General features: G+C 69.1%; 21 protein-coding genes and 1 pseudogene. 7 read left to right on the top strand and 15 right to left on the bottom strand.

What is annotated here, in order from left to right:
- Nucleotides 1-51 precede the first annotated feature (51 nt).
- Nucleotides 52-534 carry an Asp23/Gls24 family envelope stress response protein gene (locus ACX25U_RS37335; RefSeq protein ID WP_454386635.1) on the top strand — a complete coding sequence of 161 codons (483 nt, stop codon included), beginning with the start codon at nt 52-54 and terminating at the stop codon, nt 532-534.
- Nucleotides 535-723: 189 nt separating this feature from the next.
- Here ACX25U_RS37335 and ACX25U_RS37330 read toward each other — a convergent pair whose 3' ends face one another.
- Complete coding sequence (locus ACX25U_RS37330) at nt 724-2,436, bottom strand: IS1634 family transposase (protein WP_454382165.1); 1,713 nt, start codon at nt 2,434-2,436, stop codon at nt 724-726.
- A 182-nt stretch (nt 2,437-2,618) separates the two neighbouring features.
- On the opposite strand from ACX25U_RS37330, the gene ACX25U_RS37325 reads away from it, so the two are divergent.
- The 5 genes from ACX25U_RS37325 to ACX25U_RS37305 all read left to right on the top strand — a co-directional run bounded on the left by ACX25U_RS37325 (nt 2,619) and on the right by ACX25U_RS37305 (nt 6,091).
- On the top strand, nt 2,619-2,759 hold the full coding sequence (locus ACX25U_RS37325) for a hypothetical protein (protein WP_454394850.1): 141 nt from the start codon (nt 2,619-2,621) through the stop codon (nt 2,757-2,759).
- Between the two features lie 157 nt (nt 2,760-2,916).
- The gene (locus ACX25U_RS37320; RefSeq protein ID WP_454386633.1) at nt 2,917-3,090 is read left to right on the top strand and encodes a hypothetical protein; all 174 of its coding nucleotides are present in this window, start codon (nt 2,917-2,919) and stop codon (nt 3,088-3,090) included.
- A 528-nt stretch (nt 3,091-3,618) separates the two neighbouring features.
- A complete protein-coding gene (locus ACX25U_RS37315) occupies nt 3,619-4,338 on the top strand; it encodes an IS6 family transposase (protein WP_454394681.1) in 720 nt (239 codons plus the stop codon).
- A 163-nt stretch (nt 4,339-4,501) separates the two neighbouring features.
- Nucleotides 4,502-5,575 (top strand): IS110 family RNA-guided transposase, encoded by a 1,074-nt coding sequence (locus ACX25U_RS37310; protein ID WP_454386631.1) that lies wholly within the window; start codon nt 4,502-4,504, stop codon nt 5,573-5,575.
- A 393-nt stretch (nt 5,576-5,968) separates the two neighbouring features.
- On the top strand, nt 5,969-6,091 hold the full coding sequence (locus ACX25U_RS37305; RefSeq protein ID WP_454386630.1) for a hypothetical protein: 123 nt from the start codon (nt 5,969-5,971) through the stop codon (nt 6,089-6,091).
- Between the two features lie 305 nt (nt 6,092-6,396).
- Here ACX25U_RS37305 and ACX25U_RS37300 read toward each other — a convergent pair whose 3' ends face one another.
- From ACX25U_RS37300 to ACX25U_RS37240, 13 genes and pseudogenes are all read right to left on the bottom strand, one after another.
- Nucleotides 6,397-6,783: a fic family toxin-antitoxin system, toxin component gene (locus ACX25U_RS37300; protein ID WP_454386628.1), complete on the bottom strand. Its 387-nt coding sequence runs from the start codon at nt 6,781-6,783 to the stop codon at nt 6,397-6,399.
- Nucleotides 6,780-7,076 (bottom strand): hypothetical protein, encoded by a 297-nt coding sequence (locus ACX25U_RS37295; protein WP_454386626.1) that lies wholly within the window; start codon nt 7,074-7,076, stop codon nt 6,780-6,782. Before ACX25U_RS37295 ends, ACX25U_RS37300 begins: the two co-directional genes overlap by 4 nt.
- Before the next feature lie 1,005 nt (nt 7,077-8,081).
- Complete coding sequence (locus ACX25U_RS37290) at nt 8,082-8,441, bottom strand: group II intron maturase-specific domain-containing protein (protein ID WP_454386624.1); 360 nt, start codon at nt 8,439-8,441, stop codon at nt 8,082-8,084.
- 181 nt (nt 8,442-8,622) lie between these two features.
- Nucleotides 8,623-9,888 carry a group II intron reverse transcriptase/maturase gene (gene ltrA / locus ACX25U_RS37285; protein WP_454386622.1) on the bottom strand — a complete coding sequence of 422 codons (1,266 nt, stop codon included), beginning with the start codon at nt 9,886-9,888 and terminating at the stop codon, nt 8,623-8,625.
- A gap of 558 nt (nt 9,889-10,446) precedes the next feature.
- A complete protein-coding gene (locus ACX25U_RS37280) occupies nt 10,447-10,896 on the bottom strand; it encodes a reverse transcriptase domain-containing protein (RefSeq protein WP_454394679.1) in 450 nt (149 codons plus the stop codon).
- A 340-nt stretch (nt 10,897-11,236) separates the two neighbouring features.
- Nucleotides 11,237-12,358 (bottom strand): annotated as a pseudogene (locus tag ACX25U_RS37275) (recombinase family protein); the annotation flags it as partial.
- A 278-nt stretch (nt 12,359-12,636) separates the two neighbouring features.
- Nucleotides 12,637-13,296: a reverse transcriptase domain-containing protein gene (locus ACX25U_RS37270; protein ID WP_454386620.1), complete on the bottom strand. Its 660-nt coding sequence runs from the start codon at nt 13,294-13,296 to the stop codon at nt 12,637-12,639.
- A gap of 560 nt (nt 13,297-13,856) precedes the next feature.
- The gene (locus ACX25U_RS37265) at nt 13,857-13,985 is read right to left on the bottom strand and encodes a hypothetical protein (protein WP_454386618.1); all 129 of its coding nucleotides are present in this window, start codon (nt 13,983-13,985) and stop codon (nt 13,857-13,859) included.
- Nucleotides 13,986-14,441: 456 nt separating this feature from the next.
- Nucleotides 14,442-16,571 (bottom strand): BTAD domain-containing putative transcriptional regulator, encoded by a 2,130-nt coding sequence (locus ACX25U_RS37260; RefSeq protein WP_454386616.1) that lies wholly within the window; start codon nt 16,569-16,571, stop codon nt 14,442-14,444.
- Nucleotides 16,572-16,630: 59 nt separating this feature from the next.
- Nucleotides 16,631-17,467, bottom strand: a complete 837-nt coding sequence (locus tag ACX25U_RS37255; protein WP_454386614.1) for a hypothetical protein — start codon at nt 17,465-17,467, stop codon at nt 16,631-16,633.
- A gap of 49 nt (nt 17,468-17,516) precedes the next feature.
- Entirely contained in the window at nt 17,517-18,068 is a 552-nt protein-coding gene (locus ACX25U_RS37250; RefSeq protein WP_454386612.1) for a DUF3558 family protein, read from the bottom strand.
- A 32-nt stretch (nt 18,069-18,100) separates the two neighbouring features.
- Entirely contained in the window at nt 18,101-19,630 is a 1,530-nt protein-coding gene (locus ACX25U_RS37245; protein ID WP_454386610.1) for a hypothetical protein, read from the bottom strand.
- A 470-nt stretch (nt 19,631-20,100) separates the two neighbouring features.
- Nucleotides 20,101-20,748, bottom strand: a complete 648-nt coding sequence (locus tag ACX25U_RS37240) for a DUF3558 family protein (RefSeq protein WP_454386608.1) — start codon at nt 20,746-20,748, stop codon at nt 20,101-20,103.
- 181 nt (nt 20,749-20,929) lie between these two features.
- Between ACX25U_RS37240 and ACX25U_RS37235 the strand changes: the two genes are divergently transcribed.
- Nucleotides 20,930-21,259 carry a hypothetical protein gene (locus ACX25U_RS37235; RefSeq protein WP_454386606.1) on the top strand — a complete coding sequence of 110 codons (330 nt, stop codon included), beginning with the start codon at nt 20,930-20,932 and terminating at the stop codon, nt 21,257-21,259.
- A gap of 24 nt (nt 21,260-21,283) precedes the next feature.
- On the opposite strand, the gene ACX25U_RS37230 is transcribed toward ACX25U_RS37235, so the two are convergent.
- A protein-coding gene (locus ACX25U_RS37230) for an IS3 family transposase (RefSeq protein WP_454386604.1) occupies nt 21,284-22,536 on the bottom strand; the annotation gives its coding sequence in 2 pieces (ribosomal slippage) (nt 21,284-22,254 and nt 22,254-22,536; 1,254 coding nt in all).
- Nucleotide 22,537 lies beyond the last annotated feature (1 nt).

Here is a 22,537-nt window from a genome sequence, read left to right as displayed (position 1 = left end):
TTTGACAGGCATCACTCGGATGCTCCAGGGACGATCGAGGTGACTGCCGCCATGACGGACACCAGCAACCGGAACAGCGTCGGCCAGGAGTCCCCGCCCGGCGGGGGCGGTGCGACCTTGCAGGGCCGCCGGGGCGCCGACGTCCCTGCCGAATACCGCGGGAAGACCACCATCACGGACACTGTGGTGGCAAAGATCGTCGGCATGTCCGCCCGCGAAGTACCTGGCGTCTACAACCTCGGCGGCGGCATGTCGCGGGCCCTCGGGGCCGTACGCGAACGTGTTCCCGGCGGCGGCACCGCAGTGACACGCGGGGTCAAGGTCGAGGTGGGGGAGCGCCAGGCGGCCGTGGACCTGGACGTGGTCGTCGAGTACGGAGTCTCCATCGTCGAGGTCGCCGGTGACGTACGCGCCAACGTCATCTCCGCTGTCGAAAGGATGACGGGGCTCGAGGTCGTCGAGGTCAACCTCACGATCGACGACGTGCACCTGCCCGAGGAGGAGTCCGAAGCGGAAGAGGGCCGCGTGAGCTGAGCGCCGGCGGCTGTCGCCGCACCCACGGCGACGACGACGTGGTGCCGGGCAGTCCGTGAGACAGGTGAGTGAGCAACCCGGGTTCGACGTAATTCGGCGGCCTGGAGGGGCGAATCTGGGATCTGACCTGGGCGGACGTGCGTGGGTCCGCCTGGAGGGCGTTTCTCTAGGCGGTCGCGTTTCGGCTGGTCAGCGAGGCGCGGGCTGAAGCGCGATGACCTGCTTGGGGACGGGGATCTGCAGCTTCGCGAGCAGGTCTCGCTGGGGCTTCGTCAGGGCGGTGACCTGCTGGAAGGTTCCGGTGGGGCCGGTGAAGGTGCCCAGGTGGAGGCGGTCGAGCTCGCGTCGGATGTGCGGCCAGGTGTTGCCGGTGGTGGTCTCGGTGATCCTGATGAGGAGGAGAGCGAGCCAGCACAGGATGACGTGGGCTCGGATACGTTCCTCGAGCCGGTGGTAGACGGGCCGCAGGTCGATGATCTGCTTCATGTCGTGCCAGCCGCGCTCGACTTCCAGCAACTGCTTGTAGCCCAGCGCGATGTCCTCGGCGCTCAGGTGGGGGTCGCTGCAGCGCAGGAGGTACTTCCCGTCGAGGTTCTCCTCCGCCTTGATCTTCGCCTGGTCGATGCGGAGCTTGCCGGCCGGGGTGGCGCGAAGGTAGCGGTTCAGGCCGGGCTTGTCGGTGATCCGCCCGCGCAGTTCGCCCCGCTTGAACTCGCTGAGCTTGTCGGTGTCAGCGATCAAGTCGGCCAGCTGGGCGACGAGTTGTTCGCGCATGTGCCGGTCGCGCTCGGCCGCTTCGGGGTTGTGGCAGATGACGAACCGGTCGGTGTCGCTGATCCGCACCTCCTTGACGCGCATGTTCTCGCCGACGTCCTGGTAGCGGCCCTGCCGGGACAGGGCGGCCTGCACCTCGGGACTCCCGGAGCGAAGCTTCTCGCCGATGATGTAGGCGTGGTCGCCCTTGCGCAGGTAGCGGCGGTTCTCGGCGGAGGAGAAGCCGCGGTCGGCCACCCACACGATCTTGGAGAGGGTCCAGTCCCGCATCTCGTCCTTGACCTGGCGGATCAGGGTCTGGTCGGAGGCGTTGCCCGGCCAGCACCAGCAGCGCACCGGGATGCCGTCCCTGGTGACCGCCATGCCGATGACGATCTGCGGGAGGTCGTCGCGGGCGTCCTTCGACTTGCCGTAGGTGCGGAATCCGGCCTGCTTCGCGTCGCCGCCCGCCTGGCCGTCCTCAAGCTTGTGGCCGGTGTCGTCGCGGGCGACCGGTTCGTCGGGCTCCTCCAGCTCGAAGTAGGTGCTGGTGGTGTCGAAGAACAGCAGGTCCACCTCCAGGTTCAGCAGGTTCGCGACCTCGTCGAACACCTGCTTCTCCAGGTCGTCCTTCACCTCGTGCAGCCAGTCCATCGCCCGGTAGCAGGTCTGTTCGCCGGTCTCGGCCAGGCCGTCGATGTGCACGTCGTTCGTGATCCAGTCCGCTGCCGCGAGCTTCGAGGAGGGGGCCAGTGCGCGGTTGGCGACCAGGGCGAACAGCACCCGCTCGGTCGCGGTCATGTCCCGGCGGCGACCCCGCTTGGGCTGCCCGACCCGGCCCACGATCTGGTCGATCCGAAGTCGGCGCCACAGATGGTCCAGCGCGTAGGCGCCGCCGAACGGCACCGAGGAGGTGAACTCCAGGTCCGGTGCTGCGGTCGCGGTCAGGGCGTCGCCCGGGTCCAGCAGCTTCGATAGAGACGCGACCAGGCGCTTGACCGCGTCGCGGTCCAGGTCGTCCTCCCGGCCGAAGGAGAACAGCACCTTCGGCACCGCCCGCCCCTTCACCGGATCCCACTCGTTGTGGGCCAGATGCAGGTACCGGACCGTCCCGGACTTGTTCTCCCGCTTCGTCGTCTTCACATACACGGCTCCAGACGATAAGGCGAAGCAGCAGGCCAGCGCAGGCAAATCAGGAAAGTCGCGTCTCTAGGCGCTTCCGAACGTCCGAGCCCTTCGCAGCCCGATGACCTGCGCCTTCAACCCCGCAGTACCTCTAGAACCCGCGAATTACGTCGAATCCGGGAGCAATGGACACAGCGATTGCAGGCTTGGCAGCCGGGATGGCATTGGGCTTCGCCGGCTACTTCGGCGGCTTCTGGGCGTTTCTCCTGGTCGCCGTCCTGGGCGGAGTGGGACTGTTCATCGGGCTTGTCCTGCGGGGCGACATCGACCTGTGGCGGCAGCGTTGAGCACACCGGACGTCGACACCCGCGGCACCGGGCCCGTCACACGGGCGCAGGCCGAGGGTTTGCCGGCGCCCCGTGAACGGGGCACAACCGGTCGGGCTCGGATAGTCATCGCTGCAGGCGAGGGCGGCAATACGGCGTCGGCTGGCACCACCTCTGCGTGATCGTTTCGCTGGTGTACAAGGTGACCCGGAAGCTGCGGTCCGTCCCGGTGGCGCTGCTGCGCCGCGACACCTCCAAGGACGCCGAGCTGCTCGTGCTGCGGCACGAGAACGCGGTACTGCGCCGGCAGTCGAAGGGCCCGGTCCGCTACGAGCCCGCGGACCGGTTCTGATGCGCGGCGCTGTCCGCGCTGATACCCGGCGGCTTTGGCGCACGGCCTTCCCGGTCACCCCCCGGCACGCTCCTGGCCCGGCACCGCCGGTTCATCGCCTCCAAGTAGGACTGCAGCATGCGGCGCTCGCGAACCGGACGGCGGCCGACCGGGGGGCGATCAGGAAGCTCATCCTGCGTCTGACGCGGGAGAACCCCAGGTGGGTGCACAGGAGGATCCAGGGCGAGCCGACCCGGCTCGGCCACCCCATCGCCGCCTCCACAATCTGGGAAATCCTCCGCGCCACGAGGTGACCCCGGCCGCGTAAGCACGAAGTGCTCAACATCACGGGGAAACTTCACGGTCGGCTTCACCCTCTTCGCCGACATGCTGCTGGTGAGCCTGCACACCAGCGTCGCCGGCCTGCCCGTCCTCACGGCACCGGCCGCGTTCGCCGCCGCCTCGGCGACCCTGCGCAGGACGGCACTGTCATGTTGGCGAATGGCATGGGAGGATCTTCGAATTGATCATGGTGGAGGGGGATCGTCCGTGGAGAGCCCGGCGCCGTCGTACAGGGGGCACCAGTACCCGGTCGAGGTCATCTCCCACTGCGTGTGGCTGTACTTCCGCTTCCCGCTCAGCTTCCGCGAGGTCGAGGAGTCGATGCTCCAGCGCGGCGTCATCGTCTCCTACGAGACCATCCGCCGCTGGTCCGCCAAGTTCGGCCAGACCTACGCGAACGGACTGCGCCGCCGCCGGCCCCGGCCCGGGTACACGTGGTACTTGGACGAGGTCTTCGTGACGATCAACGGGGAGCAGAAGTACCTGTGGCGGGCCGTCGACGCCGGCGGCAACGTGCTCGACATCCTGCTGCAGAGCCGCCGGGACGAGGCCGCGGCCCGGCGCTTCTTCCGCCGCCCGATGCGGAAGACTCGGGCGGTGCCCGGGGTGGTCGTCGCCGACCAGCTCCGTTCCTGCGGCGCCGCCCACCGCGAGGTCATGTTCTCGGTCGAGCACCGCTCACACAAGGGCCTCAACAGCCGGGCCGAGAACAGCCACCGGCCCACCCGCCGGCGCGAACGCGCGATGAAGGGCTTCCGCAGCATCGGCGCAGCCCAGCGGTTCCTGGCCGCGTTCAGCGGCATCTCACCCCACTTCCGACCCCGCCGCCACCTGATGACAGCCCCCGACCACCGAGCCGAGACGACCGTCCGCTTCGCCGTCTGGGACCAGATCACCGGTCCTGCCGACCGGTCCACCACGGCCTGACACCAGGCCCGAAGGGCAAGCCCACCACGCCCAGACGGCGCCATCGGACACTCACACACCCAACAACGTGATGCGATGAAGGAGCGGGGCCTCCCGCTCCGGCCGGGTGCGAACGATGCTCGGTCCAGGAGAAGTAACGACCGTCCACAGGCAGGAGGCCCTGATGGACCAGATGCAAGCCTACGACGGACCTCAGATCGTGGGCATGGACCTGCACCGCAACCGCTCGGTACTGCTGCGCATGACCCCCCAAGGGGAACGGCTGGAGCGGATTCGCATCGACAACAGCCCGGCCGCCCTCAAGGCCGAGATCGCCAAGGCCGGCCCGCACCCGCAGGTGGTGCTGGAAGCCACCTACGGCTGGTACTGGGCCGCCGACACGCTCCAGGAAGCCGGAGCCGAGGTGCACCTCGCGCATCCGCTGGGCGTGAAGATGTTCGGTTACCGGCGGGTGAAGACCGACGACAAGGACGCCGCCGACCTGGCCGACCTGCTGCGCATGGGACGCCTGCCGCAGGCGTGGATCGCTCCCCGCCGGACCCGCCAGGTGAGGGAGCTGGTGCGCTACCGGCACAAGCTGGTAGGCATGCGCACCTCGGCCAAGGACCAGATCCACGCGGTGCTCGGCAAGGCTGGCCTGCACGTGCCCGTGACCGACGTGTTCGACCGCGGCGGCCGCACCTGGCTGGCCGGGATACCGCTGCACGGCTCCTACCGGGTACGCGCCGACTCCCTGCTCCGGCTGATCGCCTTCCTGGACGGCGAGATCGCAGAGGTGGACAGGCTCATCGCGCAGGCCCTGGCGGGCGATCCCGGCTACCGCGCGGTGCAGACGATCCCCGGCATCGGCCCGGTCTTCGCCGCCGTCATGGTCGCCGAGATCGGCGACGTGGCCCGCTTCGCCGGACCCGGCCAGCTGTGCTCCTGGGCGGGGCTCACCCCGCGGCACCGGGCCTCGGACACCAAGGTCCACCGCGGCAGGATCACCAAGCAGGGCTCGCCACTGCTGCGCTGGGCCTGCGTCGAGGCGGTCCAGCGCAGCGGGGCCGACACCCCGATGCGGCGCCTGAAGGACCGCATCGTCTACCGCCGCGGCACCACGGCCCGCAACGTGGCCAAGACCGCCGCGGCCCGCAAGCTGCTCACCCTGGTCTACTACGCCCTGCGCGACGGCGAGGTCCGCTGCCTGACGAAGCCGGACCCGGCGCGAGCAGGCCGGAACGCGGCCGACGCGTGATCGCGCACTGTCTGGCCCCCGCGCATGCGGCGCGGCCGTTAACGTGATCGATCCCGTCGGCCGTCGCGGAACGCCCCATGCACAAGCTCGTCCGGCCGCGGGGCCGGACGCAGCCGCGAAGGGATGACCGGCAGCCGAGCCTGCCCACCCCACGACCACACCTCTGGGGCGAGACACCACAACTCCATACCCCCGGTCCCCGGCGCCGCCAGTGTGCGCCGATCCGCCGCGGCCTCAAGGCCGTTCGTCCTCGGCTCCGCCTGCGGGCGCTCCGCCTTGACCCCGCGCCTGGGCTCGGCGTTGCCCGAACTCGGCCGGAAACCGGGAAAACAGACAGGGTAACACCCTTGACCGGCCCCGCTCCTTCAGGGATGACAGCGCCCGTACGACCCCGTGGATCCCGAGACCACCAAGGTCGGTCGCCGTACGACGGGACAGCTCGCGTTCGGTGCGGTGCTCATCCTGCCGGCCGGTGTCGCGTTCGCGGTGGCGGGGGTGGTGGCGCTGGTCATCTGATCGTGTGCCGGGAGCCCGGAGAGAGCGCCCTCCGGGCTCTCTCCGCTGTGGAACGAGAGCCAGATCATCTGAATCAGCGACCTGCGAAGTACGGGTCCAGAGCCCGCGCCAGGACGCTGCGCCCTCAACCCGGCCTTGGCACCCCTCGAAGGCGCACACGGCCTCACCGAGCCGACCCGGGGCACATCGAGCACGCATGCTGCACGAACAAGCCGGTCCGGTGCTGATGCGGGCTGGGTACAGGGGTGGTCACGAGGGCTTCCTACTGCTGCACGTCCTGCTGCACGTCGCCTGGAGGACGCGGATCAGACGGCGGTCCAGTCACGCAGTTGGCGGGCGATCCGGGCGACGCCGAGCGCTCCGGAGGCCGCGTCGCGCACGAGCGCGACGGCCGCCTTGGGCGTATAGGTGAGTTCGCGCGCGTTGAGGAGCAAGTAGGCCTCGGTCGCGTGCCAGGCGAAGGCTTCGTTGGAGTGTTCCAGACACGGCAATTTCGCCAAAGTCTGCAGCAGCGCGGCGGCCTTGAGATACAGGGATCCGTAGATGTCGCGCTCCATCGCTCTGGCATTGACCCGGGCGACAGCGGCGTAGAGCGGTCCGTAGTCGTCGACCTGCGGATCACCGTCGAGCAGTTCGGCGGCGTGCAGTAGGAACGTGACATCGAGAGGGTGGAGCGGTTCCGGCTGGGTCACGCGGCGTGGCCTCGCTCCTGGTGCTCAAGCTCCCGCTGCGCTTCCTGCTCGGCCGCCCGGTGCTCAGCGCTGGGATCCATGCTGCTGGGCTCGGCCGCGAAAGCCGCGCTGCTACGGGCCATGGATGCCTTGAAGTGCTCCAGGAACCGCTGCTCCACGGCGGTCGCGCGATCATAGGCGGCTGAGAGGATGTACTCCTGCATGCTGACCCCCGCCTGCTTCGCAGCGGCCGCGATAGCCGCCCGCTGCGCAGGGTCAGGAAAGCGCAGACTCATCGCTTTGGGATCCGACATGGTATCCACGGTACCAGCGATACCACATGCGTGTCTCGGGAAGGACGCCGCCACCAATCGCTTCCCGGCCTGCGCTGGTCAGCGTGCGAGCAGGCGACTGTCGAATCCGCCGCCGGCCAGTCGGTGGAAGGCCGCTGCCACCTCTTCAGGGTGGCGATTCGGGCGTGCGGGGCCGCGTCCAGCCGGGTTCCGAAGAGCACTTCCAGACGACGGGAGCGAAGAGCAACCATGTCGCCCGGCGCTTCCCGAACTTCCCACATTTGTCATACAGTTAAGCGGATCCCCGCCGGATCCGGCGCGGGGCCGGTTGCGTGCCCATCGCCTGAGGTCGCCGACGCGGTAGAGGAATTCAGCCCTCCTCCGCGCTCTCGCCGGAGGTGGCCAGTGCGAGGGCCCCACGGCGTTCACGGGCGATCTCAGCCGCTCCGACACGGACTCCGGCACCCAAGAGCCGCTGGCCGAACGATGCAATGTCCCCGCCGAAGACGCGCGCCGCGACAGCCGCTGACAGCACGTCGCCCCATCCCCAATCCACCACAGTTCCTCCATCGGGTCGATGCCGGCCTCCTTGAGAATCTCCCAGATGGTGGACGCAGCAACCTTCACCCCGAGGATGAGCAACTCGCCGTGCGCCGTGCCCCCTCCGATAGCCCCGTCCGGGGTTCTCCCTCGCCAAACGCACCACCAGAGCGCGGCCCGAGCACACGGTCCGAGGCCGTCCCGGGTGCTTCGGACGGGACTGTGCGGCGTGGCGGCGCGCGAGAAGATCACGGTGTCGGCGCAACATCGTCTCCGGACGCACCAGCAGCCGCATCGTTCGGAGCGCTTCGCGCGGCAGCTGGTGCAGCAGGGCTGCCGGGAACGCCCGGTCGCCTGGAGTCAACCGTGCCCTGGTTGTGCCGAGTTGGCGCTCCAGCACCGCGCTCTGATGGCACAAGGCCAGGTGAGTCGGCGGCGGGAATCGCACCCGCCGCCGCTCGCAGAACCGTGCGGGAGCCTCTCGGCTCACACGGCTCCCATCGTCCAGCCGTCAGGCTTGAGGCCGAACCGCCAGTGGGCGAACAGGTTCGGGTAGCGGCGGGCCGCACCCGCCAGCAGTTCCCGCGCCCGTTTCTCCCGGCGGCGGAGTCGTTTGTACTTCCGGCACGCCCACCGCACCAGGTAGTCGTTGATGCGCCGGAGGAGGGGATACAACCCGGACTGGTAGAAGCGCCCGTAATAGTTGATCCATCCCTGCACGATGCTGTTGAACATCCGCGCAAGGTCCATCAGGGACTTGTCACTGAGGTTGGCAAGATGCCAGGAACGAAGCACCTTGCCCATCGCCTTGATCGCCTCCCTGCTGACCGCGGGCAGGAAGCTCACGAAGTGCTTCCCGAACCGGCTGATGGCCAGCCTGGGCCGGAACGTGTACCCAAGGAACGTGAACGACGTGTGCTCATAGGAGCCCTGCCGGTTCGCGTCCTTGCAATGTCGGGTAGCCCGGGGGAATCTCACCCCCGGGCTCCCACAGATCCCGGCGTGACAGTCTCCCGTCACCGGGCTCCTACCATCCAGTCGGATGAAAACGGTGTGTCCATGCCCAGTGCGCGAACAGACCCGGGGCAATCTTTGTCACCCTGATCCACCACGCTTTCAGACGTTTGAACCCACGCAACCGTCTATATTTCTTACGGGCCCAGCGCAACAGGTAGGTGTTGATGCGCTTGAGGAGTGGAATCATCTGTTCTCGGTAGAACCGGCCCCAGTAGGTCATCCAGCCTCGCACGATCGAGTTGATCGCCTTCGCGAGGTCTATCAGGGTGTCGTTGGGCCGCCGGTGAAGCCGCCAACTGCGAACCTCCCGGCCTTTCTCGATCAGCTTCTCCCGACTCATCGCAGGCTGGAACGAGGTGAACCTCACCCCTTTCCGCTTGTTGTGCGCCCTGCGGGGACGAAAGGTGTACCCCAAGAACGTGAACGAGGTGTTCTCGAACTCACCTCGCCTGTTGCTGTCCTTGCAGTACACCACCTTGGTCTTGTCCGGGTGAAGTGTGAGCCCGACTTCGACCATCCGCTGACCGATTGCGTCTCGCAGCATCTCCGCCTGCTGCTTGCTGACGCAGTGCACCACTCCGTCGTCCACGTACCGCTCGAACCGAACGCCCGGAAATTTCCGGGCCATCCACATGTCGAACGCGTAGTGGAGAAAGAGATTGGCCAACACAGGCGATACCGCAGAACCCTGGGGAGTCCCCCGGGTCCGCTCGTGCAGGGAACCGTCGGCGTGCTGTATCGGTGCAACAAGCCACCGCTTTACATACAGCACCACCCATGGTTGGTCAGTGTTTGCCTCAACCGCCTTGACCATCAACTCGTGGTCCACGCTGTCGAAGAACTTTTGGATGTCCAAGTCCAGCACCCAGTCGTTCTCCCAGCAGCGCTGCCGGCACGTCCCCACCGCGTCCAGCGCAGACCGGTTCGGCCGGTATCCATAGGAATCCGGGTGAAACCGCGGCTCCACCCTCTTTTCCAGTTCCATGGCCACCACTGTTTGCGCGATCCGATCCGCCACGGTGGGCACCCCGAGGACTCTGACTCCGCCATGGGGTTTCGGTATTTCCACTGCCTTCACCGGGGGCGGAAAGTAACTCCCCGAGGACATGCGGTTCCACACCCGATAGAGATTGTTCTTCAGGTCGGCCTCGAAATCCTCGATCGAGCACCCGTCCACACCCGGAGCCCCCTGATTGGCCTTGACTCTCTGATACGCCTCCCACACAAGCCACTTGGCGATATAGAACGGCTTTTCTTTCGACTTCGGTTCGCCCACTCGATCCCTCCCAGAGTTCTCTGGTTGCCCGAACGAACTTCCCACGGACGGTCCGACCCCTTCGCTCCCTCTCCATTACAGAGCCTTCGTCACTACTATGGGCCGGTCCGAATGCCGATCCCGCGACGGTACTCAATCCCTTACGGTTCTGGCCGCTTGAGACACTCCCTCTCGCGCCCGCCCATTCCCGGACGGACCCAGTGTCGGGACCAGCCTTCCCACGTTCCACGTGAAAGCCGCAGACCGGGCTCGCGTCGCCTACATGCCGGGCACCGCCTGGCCAGTAACCGGGTGTCCGCCAGACTTATCCTGGAACCTCGTACGCGCCCCAGTTTTGATGCCGACTCAAACCAATTTCGACACTTCAGCAGCGATTCGCTTGCGCTCGCCTTCCCGATCCCCACCTGACGCCTGTTGCGACGCCTTTTCCTCATCGCTCACCACGACGGTCTTCAAACCAACGCAGCATGAGGCGGTTTAACGCCACCCCCCGAAGGGCGACGTTGAAGGGCCAACAATCCTTCATCTCCCACGCAGCAGCACGGAGTTCAAGGTCACCTACCTACATGCCGACCTCTCCCTCTGCGCGCGTGGCACACACACGATGCGCGTCTTGTCCGGATGCAACTCCAGACCGACCTGCGCCAACCTGGCCGCGAGCGCGTCCCGCACTCGGCGGGCCTGCCGCTCGCTGCCGCAGTGAATCACCGCATCGTCGCAATATCGCTCGAAGGTAACCTGCGGGAACTCCCGCGCCAGCCACACATCGAACGCATAGTGCAGATACAGATTCGCCAACACGGGCGAACTCACGCCCCCAACGCAATAGATAACTCGGGTCACGGTCACTCTCCGTGTCGGAGCCGCGGTCGTGGTGCCGGCTGGCAGGGCCGGGCCCCCGGAGGGGGATGCGGTGGCGGATGGTGATCTTCTCGGGGCCGATGAGGACGTCCTTGACCAGCAGCCGCAGGACGCGCTGACGCTCTTCGACACTGGCCGTGGCCGCATTGTGGCGGAGCTGGGCGAGGAAGCCTTCCAGATCGTCCGCGAGCTTCAGGTAGGCCTCGCGGTCGGCGAGTTGGGCTTCCAGGGCGTCGAGCTGCCCGCGCAGAGTGCTCTTTCGGGCCCGCAGGCCGGGCATCCGGGTCCGCAGCTCGTCGATGCTGATCAGCTGTTCCTGGTAGGCCTGGATCATGCGGGTGATGCTGGTGGTGGCCTTGGCCAGGGCCAGCTCCAGACGGGCGCGCTCGCGCCGGGAGGGGTCCGAGGTGCGGGCGTGTTCGAGTCGCTGGTCGATCTCGACGCGGATCAGCGCCGGGTCGGCGAGCAGGCCGGTGATGTGGTCCCAGACGACGGCGTCGAGGTAGTCGGCGCGGACCGGCTTGCTGGCACAGATCCGGCCGCCCTCGTAGCGGTAGTCGTCCGAGCCCAGGCACCGGTAGTAGTAGATCTTGTTCTTGGCGGTCGTCGTGGTGTGGCTGCGGTAGTAGCCGTATCCGCAGCTCGCGCAGGCGATCATGCCCTGCAGCAGGGAGGGGACCTTGCTGTTGCGGGAGGCGAACTTCTTGTTGTCCGCCAGGCGCTGGGCGGCCCGTTCGAAGGTGACCGGGGTGACGATGGCGGGGACGGGGATGGCGATCCACTCCTCGCGGGGCCGGTCGACGGCCTTGACCGCGCGCGGGGTGGTGCGGCCTTCCAGCCTCGCGCGGCGGTTCAGGCCCGCCGGCTCGTGGACCGCCTGGGTCTTGCCGAAGACGGCAGTGCCCGCGTAGGCGGGATTCTTCAGCATGCCCCACACCACGCTGCGGTCCCAGCGCGTCTTGCCGGTGCGAGTGGGGGTGCCGGAGGCGGTGAGCCAGCGGGTCAGCTCCGCGATGGAGGCGCCCTCGTCGGTGTAGCGGCGGAACAGCTCCGCCACCAGCGCCGCCTCGTGCTCGATGATCTCGTAGCCGGCGCCGTGTTCAGGACTCTTGCGCCGGTAGCGGTAGCCGAACGGGGCCCCCGACAGGACATTGATGGAGCCGGCCCGGGCCCGGTAGGCCTTCCCGCGCCGGTAACGCTCCATCAGCTGGGCCTTCTCGTACTCGGCGAACATGCCCTGGAACTGGATGAGCAGCTGGTCCTCCGGGCTGTCGCCACGGGGACCCCGGACGAACTCCACGCGCGTTCCCGCGCGGGCGAACTCCTCGATCAGCAGGGCCTGATAGGCGAACTTGCGGGCCAAGCGGTCCGGCGCGTAGACGAGCACCACGTCCACTCCCACCTGCGCGACCAGGTCTCGCAGCCGCTCCAGCGCCGGGCGCACCAGGGTGGCCCCGGAGTGACCCTCGTCCTCAAAGACCCACTCCTCGGGCACCTCACACTGCAGCCGCGCGGCGTGCGCGCGCAGCGCCGCCGTCTGCGACCCGATGGTCTGGTCCTGCCTCTGCCGGGCCGAGGAGACCCGGGCGTAGATCGCCGCACTCGTCATGATGCGGCGCTCCTTCCTGGCCGGCCCGCCGCACGCGGACCTGCCGCTGGGGTACCAAGAGGGCGTAGGCCGCCGAGAGGTCCGCGGCCGCCAGGCGGTCGAAGACCCACTCCGTCTCGACCCTCGCCCCGTTCATCGCCGTACTCGCCGGGCTGCCGCCTCGGCCCACCAGAAAGGGCTCTGGCCGCCGGCACCAAGACCACTGGCCATGAGCCGACCGTACCGCCGGCCATCTCAGCCGCCCCCCACCCGCCGCGGCCGTTCCAGCCGCCGGTAACTCAGCGTGATCTCGAAGCAGAAGTTGCCCATTGTGTTGGGGGCGTGCTCGCTGATCCTTGGGGAGTTCCGCGATCCCGCTGCTGCACCGATCCATCTGCCCTTGCCAGCGGAGCCATAAGCCACCGCTTTGCATAGAGCAGGACCCACTTCCCGTCCGCATCGACGTGCCGTTCGACGGCCTTGAGCATCAGCTCATGATCCACGCTGTCGAAGAACGCCCGGATGTCAAGATCAACTACCCAGTCGCTACGCCAACAGCGCTGCCGGCACTGCCCCACCGCGTCCAACGCCGACCGCCCGGGCCGGTAGCCGTAGGAGTCGGAATGGAAGATCGGCTCCACCCGCCGCTCCAGATACATCGCGGCCACCGTCTGGGCGATCCGGTCGGCCACGGTGGGCACCCCGAGCAAACGGACACCCCGCCCGCCTGCCTTGGGGATCTCCACGGCCCTCACCGCCGGAGGGAAGTACGAGCCGGACGACATGCGATTCCACAGCTTGAACAGATTCTTGCTCAGATTCTGCTCAAACCGCTCGATCGTCACGCCATCCACTCCGGGTGCACCCTTGTTGGCCTTGACCCGCTGATACGCCTCCCACACCATCCCCTTGGGGATGTCAAACGACTTGACCTTGGCCTGCGGCCTCGATCCGTTCACCTGGCTCCTCCCGGGAACTCCGGTTGACCACCAAACAGGACCAGGACGACCCGCCCCCTTCGCTCCACCCCCATTACAGGAGCTTCCCCACTACTACGAGGCGGTCCGCCCCCCTGCCGCGCATCGGTACTCTGCCCCTCGCAGTTTCAGCTGCTTGGGGGTCTCCCTTTCACGCCGACGGCTCGTCAACACGACCATCGGTCACATCGCGGCGAGGGGTTCCCACGTTCCACACCGGCGCCTGAACCGAGCTCGCGCCACCTTCATGCCGGGCACCGCCTGGCCAGGACTGCAGGCACCCACCAGACTCATCCCGAGGCAAGATCCGGACCTCGGTTTCGGTAGCCGTCCACACATTTTCGACACTTCGGCAGTGGTTCACTCGCGTTCGCCTTCTCGGTTCGCACCTGACGCATCATGTGCGCCGTCTCCGCAGTGCTCACCACCCCGGCTCATTCACCGGAGCAGCCTGCGGCGGTTTCAGGCCTCCCCCTGCGTGGGCGGTCCCGGAGGGCCCACCTCCATCACCGGTGCAGCATCACAACCAGCGGCACGATCTTCTACATCGCAACCTCCAGTTGTGTTCGTGGCGCACGGATCTCCATGTCCTTGGCCCCATCGCTCACCGGCAGCAAGCGCAGCACGGCGAAGACATTGGTCACGCCAAGGTGGGCCAGTCGCAGCAGCACGGTTGATCATCATGCCGCTCTGATCGACGATCTCGCGACGGATCCCGCTCGACAAGCGGCCTCTCCGCCCCGACACATCATCTCCCACCCCGCCGCCCACCAGAATGGATGAGATCTTCGGTCGGGGCAGGGTATCCGGCAGCCGCCATGTCCTGGCATGAGCAGGACGTCATGGAGGTGCAGCCTTATCGATCACGACCACAGGCCTGCGACCAGCACGGATGAGGTTCTCGGCACGCGCAGGGCTGGGCAGGTCGTCACCGGGCCATAAAGCACCGCCCGACTCGACCCAGGCGCGGTGCTGGCGTACCTGGGCCAGGGCCGCAGTGCGTCGCGTTCCCTTTTTCTCCGTGAAGACCACGGGATCGCTCATGCTCCGCCGCCCGTTCTCAACGAACCCGCCGGGGCCGGGCGCGGGAGGCACACCGTACGCCCGCAGGCTTCCCGCCCGGACCGTCACGCCGTGGGGAAGGGGGCCGGGCGGACATCGATCTCGTGCATGCGCTTGGCGTAGTCGCGGTAGCGGCGGCGGGCTTCGCCGTGCCGGCCCGCCGCGGAGAGTGCGGCGATCAGTCCGAGGTGGGCCGACTCGTCGTAGCCGTCCTCACCGATCAGGCGCAGGTACCAGCCGGCTGCCGCGTCGCAGCGGTCCAGCCGCAGGCAGCGCCGGGCGAGGGTACGGACGACGTCGCGGTGCAGCTCGGCGAAGGCCGCGCGCGGGCGTTCGCTCCACTCCCCGGTGAGCTCTCCGTCGTCGCCGAAGTCACCGGTGTACATGCCGACGACCACTTCCAGGCGCGCCACCACGTCGACGCCGGCCGCCGTGTCCCGGCTGCCCTCGACCGCGGCGTCCGCCGCGATGGCCGCACAGGCCGCGTCGTGGAACCGGACCGTGTCGAGGACGACGTTCTCCGTGTTGAGCCGCACGCTGGAGGGGCCGGTGACCAGAAAGCGGTCGGCCGGATGCCGCCGCGCCGGGTCGAGGACCGCGCGCACCGTCGAAATCAGCACCGACAGGCGGCGGTTGGCCACCTCCGGAGGTGTCTGCGGCCACAACAGGGCGGCGAGCGCGGTCCGGGTGACCGGTCTTCCCAACTGACCCGCCAGCACCTTGACGAGCTCACGGGCCTTCCGCGACTGCCATCCGGCCGGTGGCACGGGCGTTCCGGAGAGCAGTACCGCCAAGTGGCCCAGGGTCTGCACGGCAACCTCGGGAACCGGCGGCGGACCGATCGCCGCCAGCGGCCCGGCGATGTGCCAGACGTCGTCGCACACCCCGAGCCGGTGCAGCCGCTGCCAGGCGACGTCCTCGGACAGCCGGTCGCCCGCATGGCGCGCCCGCAGCAGCGCGTTGGTGGCCAGCGCCACCTCGTTGCCCGTGTCGGCCCAGACCGCGGCCGCCTCCACCAGCCCGGCGGCACGGCGTGCGGCAGGGCGCCCCGGCACCGCGGCCGAATCACCCCGGTACGCGGCGAGCGCGGCGAGTTCCATCGCCTCGGCCAGCCCGGCCGGGTCGCGGCGGCGGCCGGCCTCCGAACGGACGTCTGCGGCGTACCGGGCGGCCGAGGCGGTGTCTCCGCTGCACAGTGCGACCCAGCCCGCGGCCAGCTCGCCGGTGACCGGCCCGGCGGCGCTCGGAAGCGTGAGGGACAGCTCCGCGTACCGCGCCGCCTCGGCCGGATCGTCGGCGTAGCAGGTGCGCGCCAGTCCCGCCCATGCCTGCGCCACGACCTGGGCGTTGCCGTCCGGCTCGGCCATCGCCAGGGCCTCGCGGTAGGCCGCCGTCGCCTGCCAGGCGGAGCCCCGGGTCAGGTGCACCCGGGCGATCATCAGCAGTCCGAACGCGGCCAGCGGTGAGCCCTCCCGCTGCCACAGGGTGAGCGCACGGTCGGCGTCGGCGCGGGCGGCGTTGAGATCGCTGAGCCCCAGCCAGGCCTCGGCCCGGTTGTGCAGGGCCAGTGCGAGCAGCGTCTGCTGGGAGGCGCCCTCACCGAGTCGGATCGCCTCGGTGAGGGCGTCGACCGCCTCGCGCAGACGCCCCTCCTCGACCAGGCGGGAGCCGACGTTGGAACGGATCCGCAGCTGCAGGCCTCTGTCCCCGGCCCGTTCGGCCGCCGCGAAGGCCCTGGCGTAGGCGTGTTCGTTGGCGGCGCGGTCGCCCTCGCTGAAGGCGGCCAGCGCCCGGGCGAGGTAGGCCGCCGCCAGCGCAGCGTCGTCGCGGCTCTGCTCGGCAGCCCGCACCGCCTCGTCGGCGAGGCTCCGCGCTCGCGTCCGGTCACCACGGGCCCAGCGTGCTGCCGACCGTCCGGCCAGCAGCTGGGCCTGGTCCGCGTCGGTGTCCCCGGCATCGGCGGCCGCGCGTTCGTACAGCGACTCGGCGCCCTCGAACTCGCCCCGCTGGTGGAGTACCCGGCCGAGCCGCCAGGCCAGTTCGGCAGGCAGCGGCGCGTCCGCCGGGAGCGTCGTGACATGCCGCAGCGCCTCGTCGTACTGCCCCTGTCGCAGGGCCGACTCCGCCAGTCGCGCGACGGTATCGGGGTCGCGCACCCGGTCAGCGCCCGCAGCCCCTCCTGCGCTGGTGGTCACCGCGTCAGGATACTCATGGCGAAGACGGACGGGTCGGGTGGTTTCGGGAAGTCCGGGACTCACTCCCGGCGGGGTTCCCAGCGCGGTTCCCGGCGGAATTCCTGGCATGGGTCCCGGCGAAGTTCCCGGCGGGGCTCGGAGAGCCGGACCTCGCCGAGGTTCTCCGGAACGTCGACCCGGTACTCGCCGGTGTCGTCGTAGCGTCCCTCCCGATGCCGCGCCCGCGCAGTGACCTCGATCTCGCTGATCCAGCCGAGCTTCACGCCGACGCGGGCACGGACCTGATCGCCTTCGGACAGGGTGTGCCACAGGGCCGAACCGATCCCCAACGCCTTGATCTCACGCTCGCGGCCCTCGTCGACGACCAGTAGGCGTACGTGGCACCGCTGTCGCCCCTGGAACAGTCTGGAACCGGCGGAGCCGCACGACCTGCCCCTGGATGCCCTCCTTGCGGACCAGATCGGTGATCGCGCGGGCCAGGGGCACAACCGCCACGGCCGCGCCGACGCCGAGGCGGCGGGCTGCCGGCCGAACCGCCCACTCACGGCGAGGTGTTCGCGCCCACCCAGCCAGCGGCCCGCGACCCCGGCGCCCCGCCGGGCGGCGCGTTCGCCGTTCAGTCCGCCCATCAGCATCAGGAGCAGCGCACAGGAGACGATGCCCGCGCCGGGCCCGGCGCTGTGCTTCCCGTCGTCCACCGTCGCCGCGACGGCGAGGACGAGGGCCGGAACGGCCGCGGTCGTCGTGGGCATCGCCGCCTGGGCCCTGCTCCATCGGGGCTGCAACAGTCCCTGGGCCCCAGCCTCGACGACGACCTTCTTACGGGAGCTCTTCCACCAGCGGCCCAGGTCGCGCGAGCCCTCAGCGAGCGCGCCGGTCGCCACGACACCGTCCACGGCCAGGGCCTGGACGTGTTCGAGTACGAGCTTCTCGTACGGCGCGAGGTCAGATCCGGGTGGCCACCTTTCGGGCCAGCTCTTCCAGTGGTGTGCGGTTCTCCGCCGGGTCGTTGAGGCGCACCAGGCGGATCGACACCCACCGGTCGGACCTGCGGAGGAAGACCGCCTCGTCCTCGGCGTACGCCTCGTCGCCGACACCGGCCAGCGGCCTGAGCGTGTGTCCGAGCTCGCGTTCGATGTCGAGGTACTTCTTCGCACCGTCCCCGACGAAGACCTCCACCTGGGCCGTAGGCCCGGTGACGGGACCGGTGTAGGTGCAGGTCTCCCGTACCGGTTTTGCGGGGTCGAGCGCTGTACCGGCCAACTTCTCGGCCTCCTGCTTGGTCACCAGGGCGCAGGGGTCGGCGGCCGCCCCGTTCGGCGACGGCGCCTCGGTGCTCTCCTCCGGAGTCCGGGTTGTTGGGGCCGGTTCGGTCGACGAGGGGTCGGCGGCCGAGGACTGCCCGTGGCCGCCGCACCCGGACAGCGCGAGCATGGCGAGCACAGCCAGGGGCATCAGTGGCGACAGCAGGCGGCTGCGGTTGCGGTTGCGGTTCATCGGGATCCTCACTGTCTGCCTTGGTGTCGGTGTCAGGACTTGCACAGCGGTACGTCCGGCAGCGTCTGCTGTCTGTGGACGAAAGGTGTCAGGCTCTCCTGTTGCAGCTGGAACTTCATCGTGGGCAGGAGCTTCTTGAGGGCGGCCATGGCCACGGCGGAGACGGAGACCCCCACTCCCCCACCGACCTTGCCGTCCAGCGTCGCTCCGACACAGCGGGTCAGAGGGGCGCCGAGGGCCGAGCCGTTGGTCACCCCGAAGTCCATGACGAGCTTGGCGTAGGGACCGGCGAAGGCGGCGGGCACACCGACTCCGACCTGGACCTTGAACTCGACGGCGGCGGCGATGCCGCTGACTCCGACGGAGATTCCGGTGATCGAGTCCATGATGCTTTTGATCACCGAGAGCTTCGGAGTGACGATCGAGCCGTTGACCATGCCGATGGCACCGTCGAGTCCCCACTCACCGTCGGCGGTCACCGTGGTGTTGTTGCCGCCAAGTGCGGTGGCGACGCTGAACTTCCAGCTGATGTTGAAGGCGAACGGAGTTCCCGCGATCGGCAGGGTCATCTGGACCGGTACCTCGGCCCGGATCTTCGAGTTGTCGATGACACCGTTGGCCGCTCCGGCGGCGATGCTGATCGCGACGCTTTTGATCCCCTCGACGGCGAACGTGGCCCCGTCGGCGACCCGACCGCCGGAGATGGGCACATCGGAACGGATGTGCAGCTTCTCCGTCTTCAGCGAGAAGTCGACGAAGACCTTGAGTCCGGCCGCGGCCTTGTGATCGAACTTCAGGCCGAACGCTCCCGGGCTGCGGTACGGCTGGGCCTTCCATTCCCCGAGATCCGCTGTGACACTGCTCGACCTGGCCGGCGGCAGCGTGCCCCCGGCCGCCGCGGCGAGCCGGGCCGGTCCCCGTGCGACCACGGTGCCGACGCGCCCCGAATGCGCGGCGCGCACCGACGTCTGTCCGATCGTCCGCGCCGTCGTCGGGACGTCCCTCGCGGCGTCCCTCGCGGCGTCCTTCTCGGCCTCCGTCGCAACGTCCGTCGGGGCGTCCGCAGGCACGGTCACCGCCCCGGGCAGGTCCGGGATCTCCAGGTAGTGGAGCGCGCCGTCGTCGATGTCCTGGTCGAGGGTGAGGTGTGCGTCTCGGAAGACCTCGGTGAACTCCACCGGGCCCAGGGTGGCCACGACGTCTCCGTGCACTCGACGCACCTCCTGCACCCGCCCCACCGCGCGGCTGGTGGCGTACAGGACCTTTCCGGGCCGAACGTCCTGGGCACCGCGGGCGCTTCCGTCGATGGTCCAGGTCAGACCGTCACTGGATGCCCCCCGGATCGCTCGCGGTCCGCCCTCGACGATCACGACGTCGGGCTGGTAGGCGACCGACGGATCACGGACCGGCCCGGTCCCGTAGGTGAGCGCGGCCTCGGACGTGTCGGCCGGACCGGAGCCCTCGTGGGCACGCCCGGGTGCGCCACCGCATGCCGCCGTGGTGGTCAAAAGGAGCGCGATCGCGAGCGCTGCGACCCGCCTCCCCGGGCGCGGCGCGCTCACGGCCCACCCCGGGCAGAGAGCCGCGACCCCCGTGACACAGCCGGCAGCAGCCGGATGATTCTCATGCCGTGATCCGTTCGCCATGGCCGACGCGCGCGGCGCCGCACCCCCTGCGGACCATCATTGACTGGCGCGTTAGCGCCCTGTTCAGGAATTCTTCAGGCCACCGGTCGCTCCGTCGCCTCTCGTGGTCGCTGCGGTTGCCGGGCAGCGGCGGCAGACGGCCTCGTGGAGTGCTCCGCCACCGCCTCGTCTCGCACGTGCACGTGGACGTGCAGGGTTCCGGCACGGCCGGACAAGGTGGGTCCCGGGAACGGGCCGCGCGGCACGACAGCACTTCTGCCCGTGCCCGTCCCCTCCTCCGAACCTGACCGCCGTCGCACCGGGCACCCGGTACCCCCGGCACGTGCCCCCGCCGACCGCGCGCCGTACTCGTGAGGTGCGGCCCGGCGCGGGCCCGGCTGCCGGTGTCAGATGCGGGCGGCCACCGTCCGGGCGAGTTCGTTCAGCCGCCCGGCGTTGTCCGCCCTGTCCGCCACCACGGTCATCGCGACCCAGGTGCCCGACTTCCGGAAGAGCACGGCGAAGGTCCCGTGATCGGAGGCGTCGTAGGAGTGGGCCTCCTCGCCCACGCCGGAGAGCGGCTTCTTGGGGGCTCCAGCGAGCATGTCGTCGGCGAAGGCCTTGGCTTCGTCGCCCTGTACGGTCGAGGAGATCAGCACCCCTTCGTGCGAGTACTCGCAGCCCGTGGTGTTGAACTCGCTCGGCTTCGCCGTGACGGACACGCCTCCCAACTGCTGGACCTCCTGGACGGAGATGAGCCCGCAGGGGTCCGCCGGCGGCTTCTTCGCCGGGGATCCGCCGCTGTCGCCCGTGCGGTCCGTGGCGTCCGACCGCGGCCGGTCAGCGGCCGAGGGAGCCCCGTCGCCGGAGCCGCCGCACCCGGCCGCGGCGAGCATCACGAGCAACGTCACGGTCAGCAGCGGAGCACGCCGCGAGCGTCTTCGGGACATCATCGACCAGACCTCCTTGTCACCACCGCCGCCGACCCGGCGCCGTGCGAGGGCGGCGGCTCCGGCCCCGTACCGTCCGGACCGGTCCACCGTCCTGATCAGCATGGACGCATGTGTTCGCGCCCGGTTAGGGAATTCTTCAGGTGACCGGAGGCGCCGCTCGCCGCCAACTCGGCGAGCGGCGCCTCCGCGCGGAACCGGTGACGGACGCGCTGGAGTCGGTCGGGCCGGCCGACGCGGCCGGAGCGTAACGAGGGACTGTGCTGGCTGGCTGGCTGATCGAGCCGTGCCGGCTGCCGCGGACCGCGCGGTGACCGACCAGGCCGTTCGTCTCGTCCGGGCTGGAACGCCGGCCGCGCGCGGCTGGGCCGCGGCTCTCGCCGACGCCTGGCACGCCCGCCGACGGGACGGCGGCACCGAGGCGCTGCGCTCGAAGGGTCCCTCTGGCAGGCCGCCGCGGATGCGGCCGGCCTGGCGGGCCTGGCCGGAGGCGGAGCCGGCCAAGGGGCCGGCCGCGCACGGCCGGACGGAGGACCAGCAATGGACGCTGGAGCGGGTGGCCATCGTGATCGCCCGCCGCTTCCACGTCCGGTTAAGGGCTCGCAGAGAATCATGAACCACCCCGGGTTCGGTAGAGATCTCAGATTGTGGTTGTGACCTGGGGTTTCGTGGATTCCATGTAGTGGTTGGCCTCGTACTCGACGGGCGGAACGTGGCCTATCTCACCGTGGAGCCTGCGGTGGTTGCACCAGTCGACCCACTCGGCGGTGGCCAACTCCACCTGGGAGAGCGACTTCCAGGGCCGCTGGGGCTTGATCAACTCAGTTTTGAACAGGCCGATCGTGGACTCCATCAGGGCGTTGTCGTAGGCGTCGCCGACCGAGCCGATGGAGGCGGCGATGCCGGCGGCGTCCAGATGCTCGGCGAGCTTGAACGATGCGTATTGCGACCCGGCGTCCGAGTGATGGATCAACTCTCCTGATCGGATGGGGTGTTGTTCGCGGTCGCGTTGCCAGACGGCCATCTCCAGAGCGTCCAGGACGAAGACGGTCTCCTTCACGGTGGCGGCCGACCAGCCGACGATCCGGCGGGAGAAGGTGTCCACGACGAACGCGACGTAGACGGTTCCGGACCAGGTCTTCACATGGGTGAAGTCCGCCACCCAGCACCGGTTCGGAGCGACGGCGACGAAATTGCGGTCGACCAGGTCGGGGGCCCGCCCGGCCTGCCCGCCGGGGATCGTGGTGATGACGCGCTTGCCGCGCACCGCGCCCTGGACACCCATCTCGCGCATCAGGCGCTCGACGGTGCAGCGGGCCACCGCATGTCCCTGCCGGTTCAGCTCCCGCCAGATCTTCCGGGCGCCGTAGACGCGGTAGTTGGACGTGTAGACCTCCTGGATCCGCTCCTTGAGCTCCGCATCGCGCACGGAACGGGCGGAGGGGGTTTCGAGGCGTTTCTTGTGGGCGTAGTAGGTGGAAGGGGCGATCTTGCAGTCGTGTGCGGTGAGCGTCCTGCAGATCGGCTCGACGCCGCCGAAGCGGTCCCGGTGCTCGTCGATGAAGGCTACGAGCGTGTGTGTGGCCGGTCGAGCTCGGCCGCGAAGAAACTCGCCGCGGCCTTCAGGATCTCGTTGGCCCGCTTGAGTTCGGCGTTCTCCTTCTTGAGCGCCTTGAGCTGGGCGGACTCCTCCGTCGTCGTCCCCGGCCGCGTCCCCGCGTCGACCTCATGCTGCTTCAGCCAGTTCCGCAGTGTCTCGCGGGAGCCGATGCCGAGCTTGTCCGCGACCGCCTGCAGGGCGGCCGTCTCGTTCGGGTAGTCGCCGCGCACCTCGGCGACCATGCGCACCGCACGACGGCGGAGCTCAAGCGGGTAACGGGAAGGTCGTGCCATG

This window comes from Streptomyces sp. JNUCC 63, from assembly GCF_054366325.1.
The sequence above is the reverse complement of the archived record's forward strand: the minus strand, read 5'-3'. Positions and strand labels throughout refer to the sequence as shown.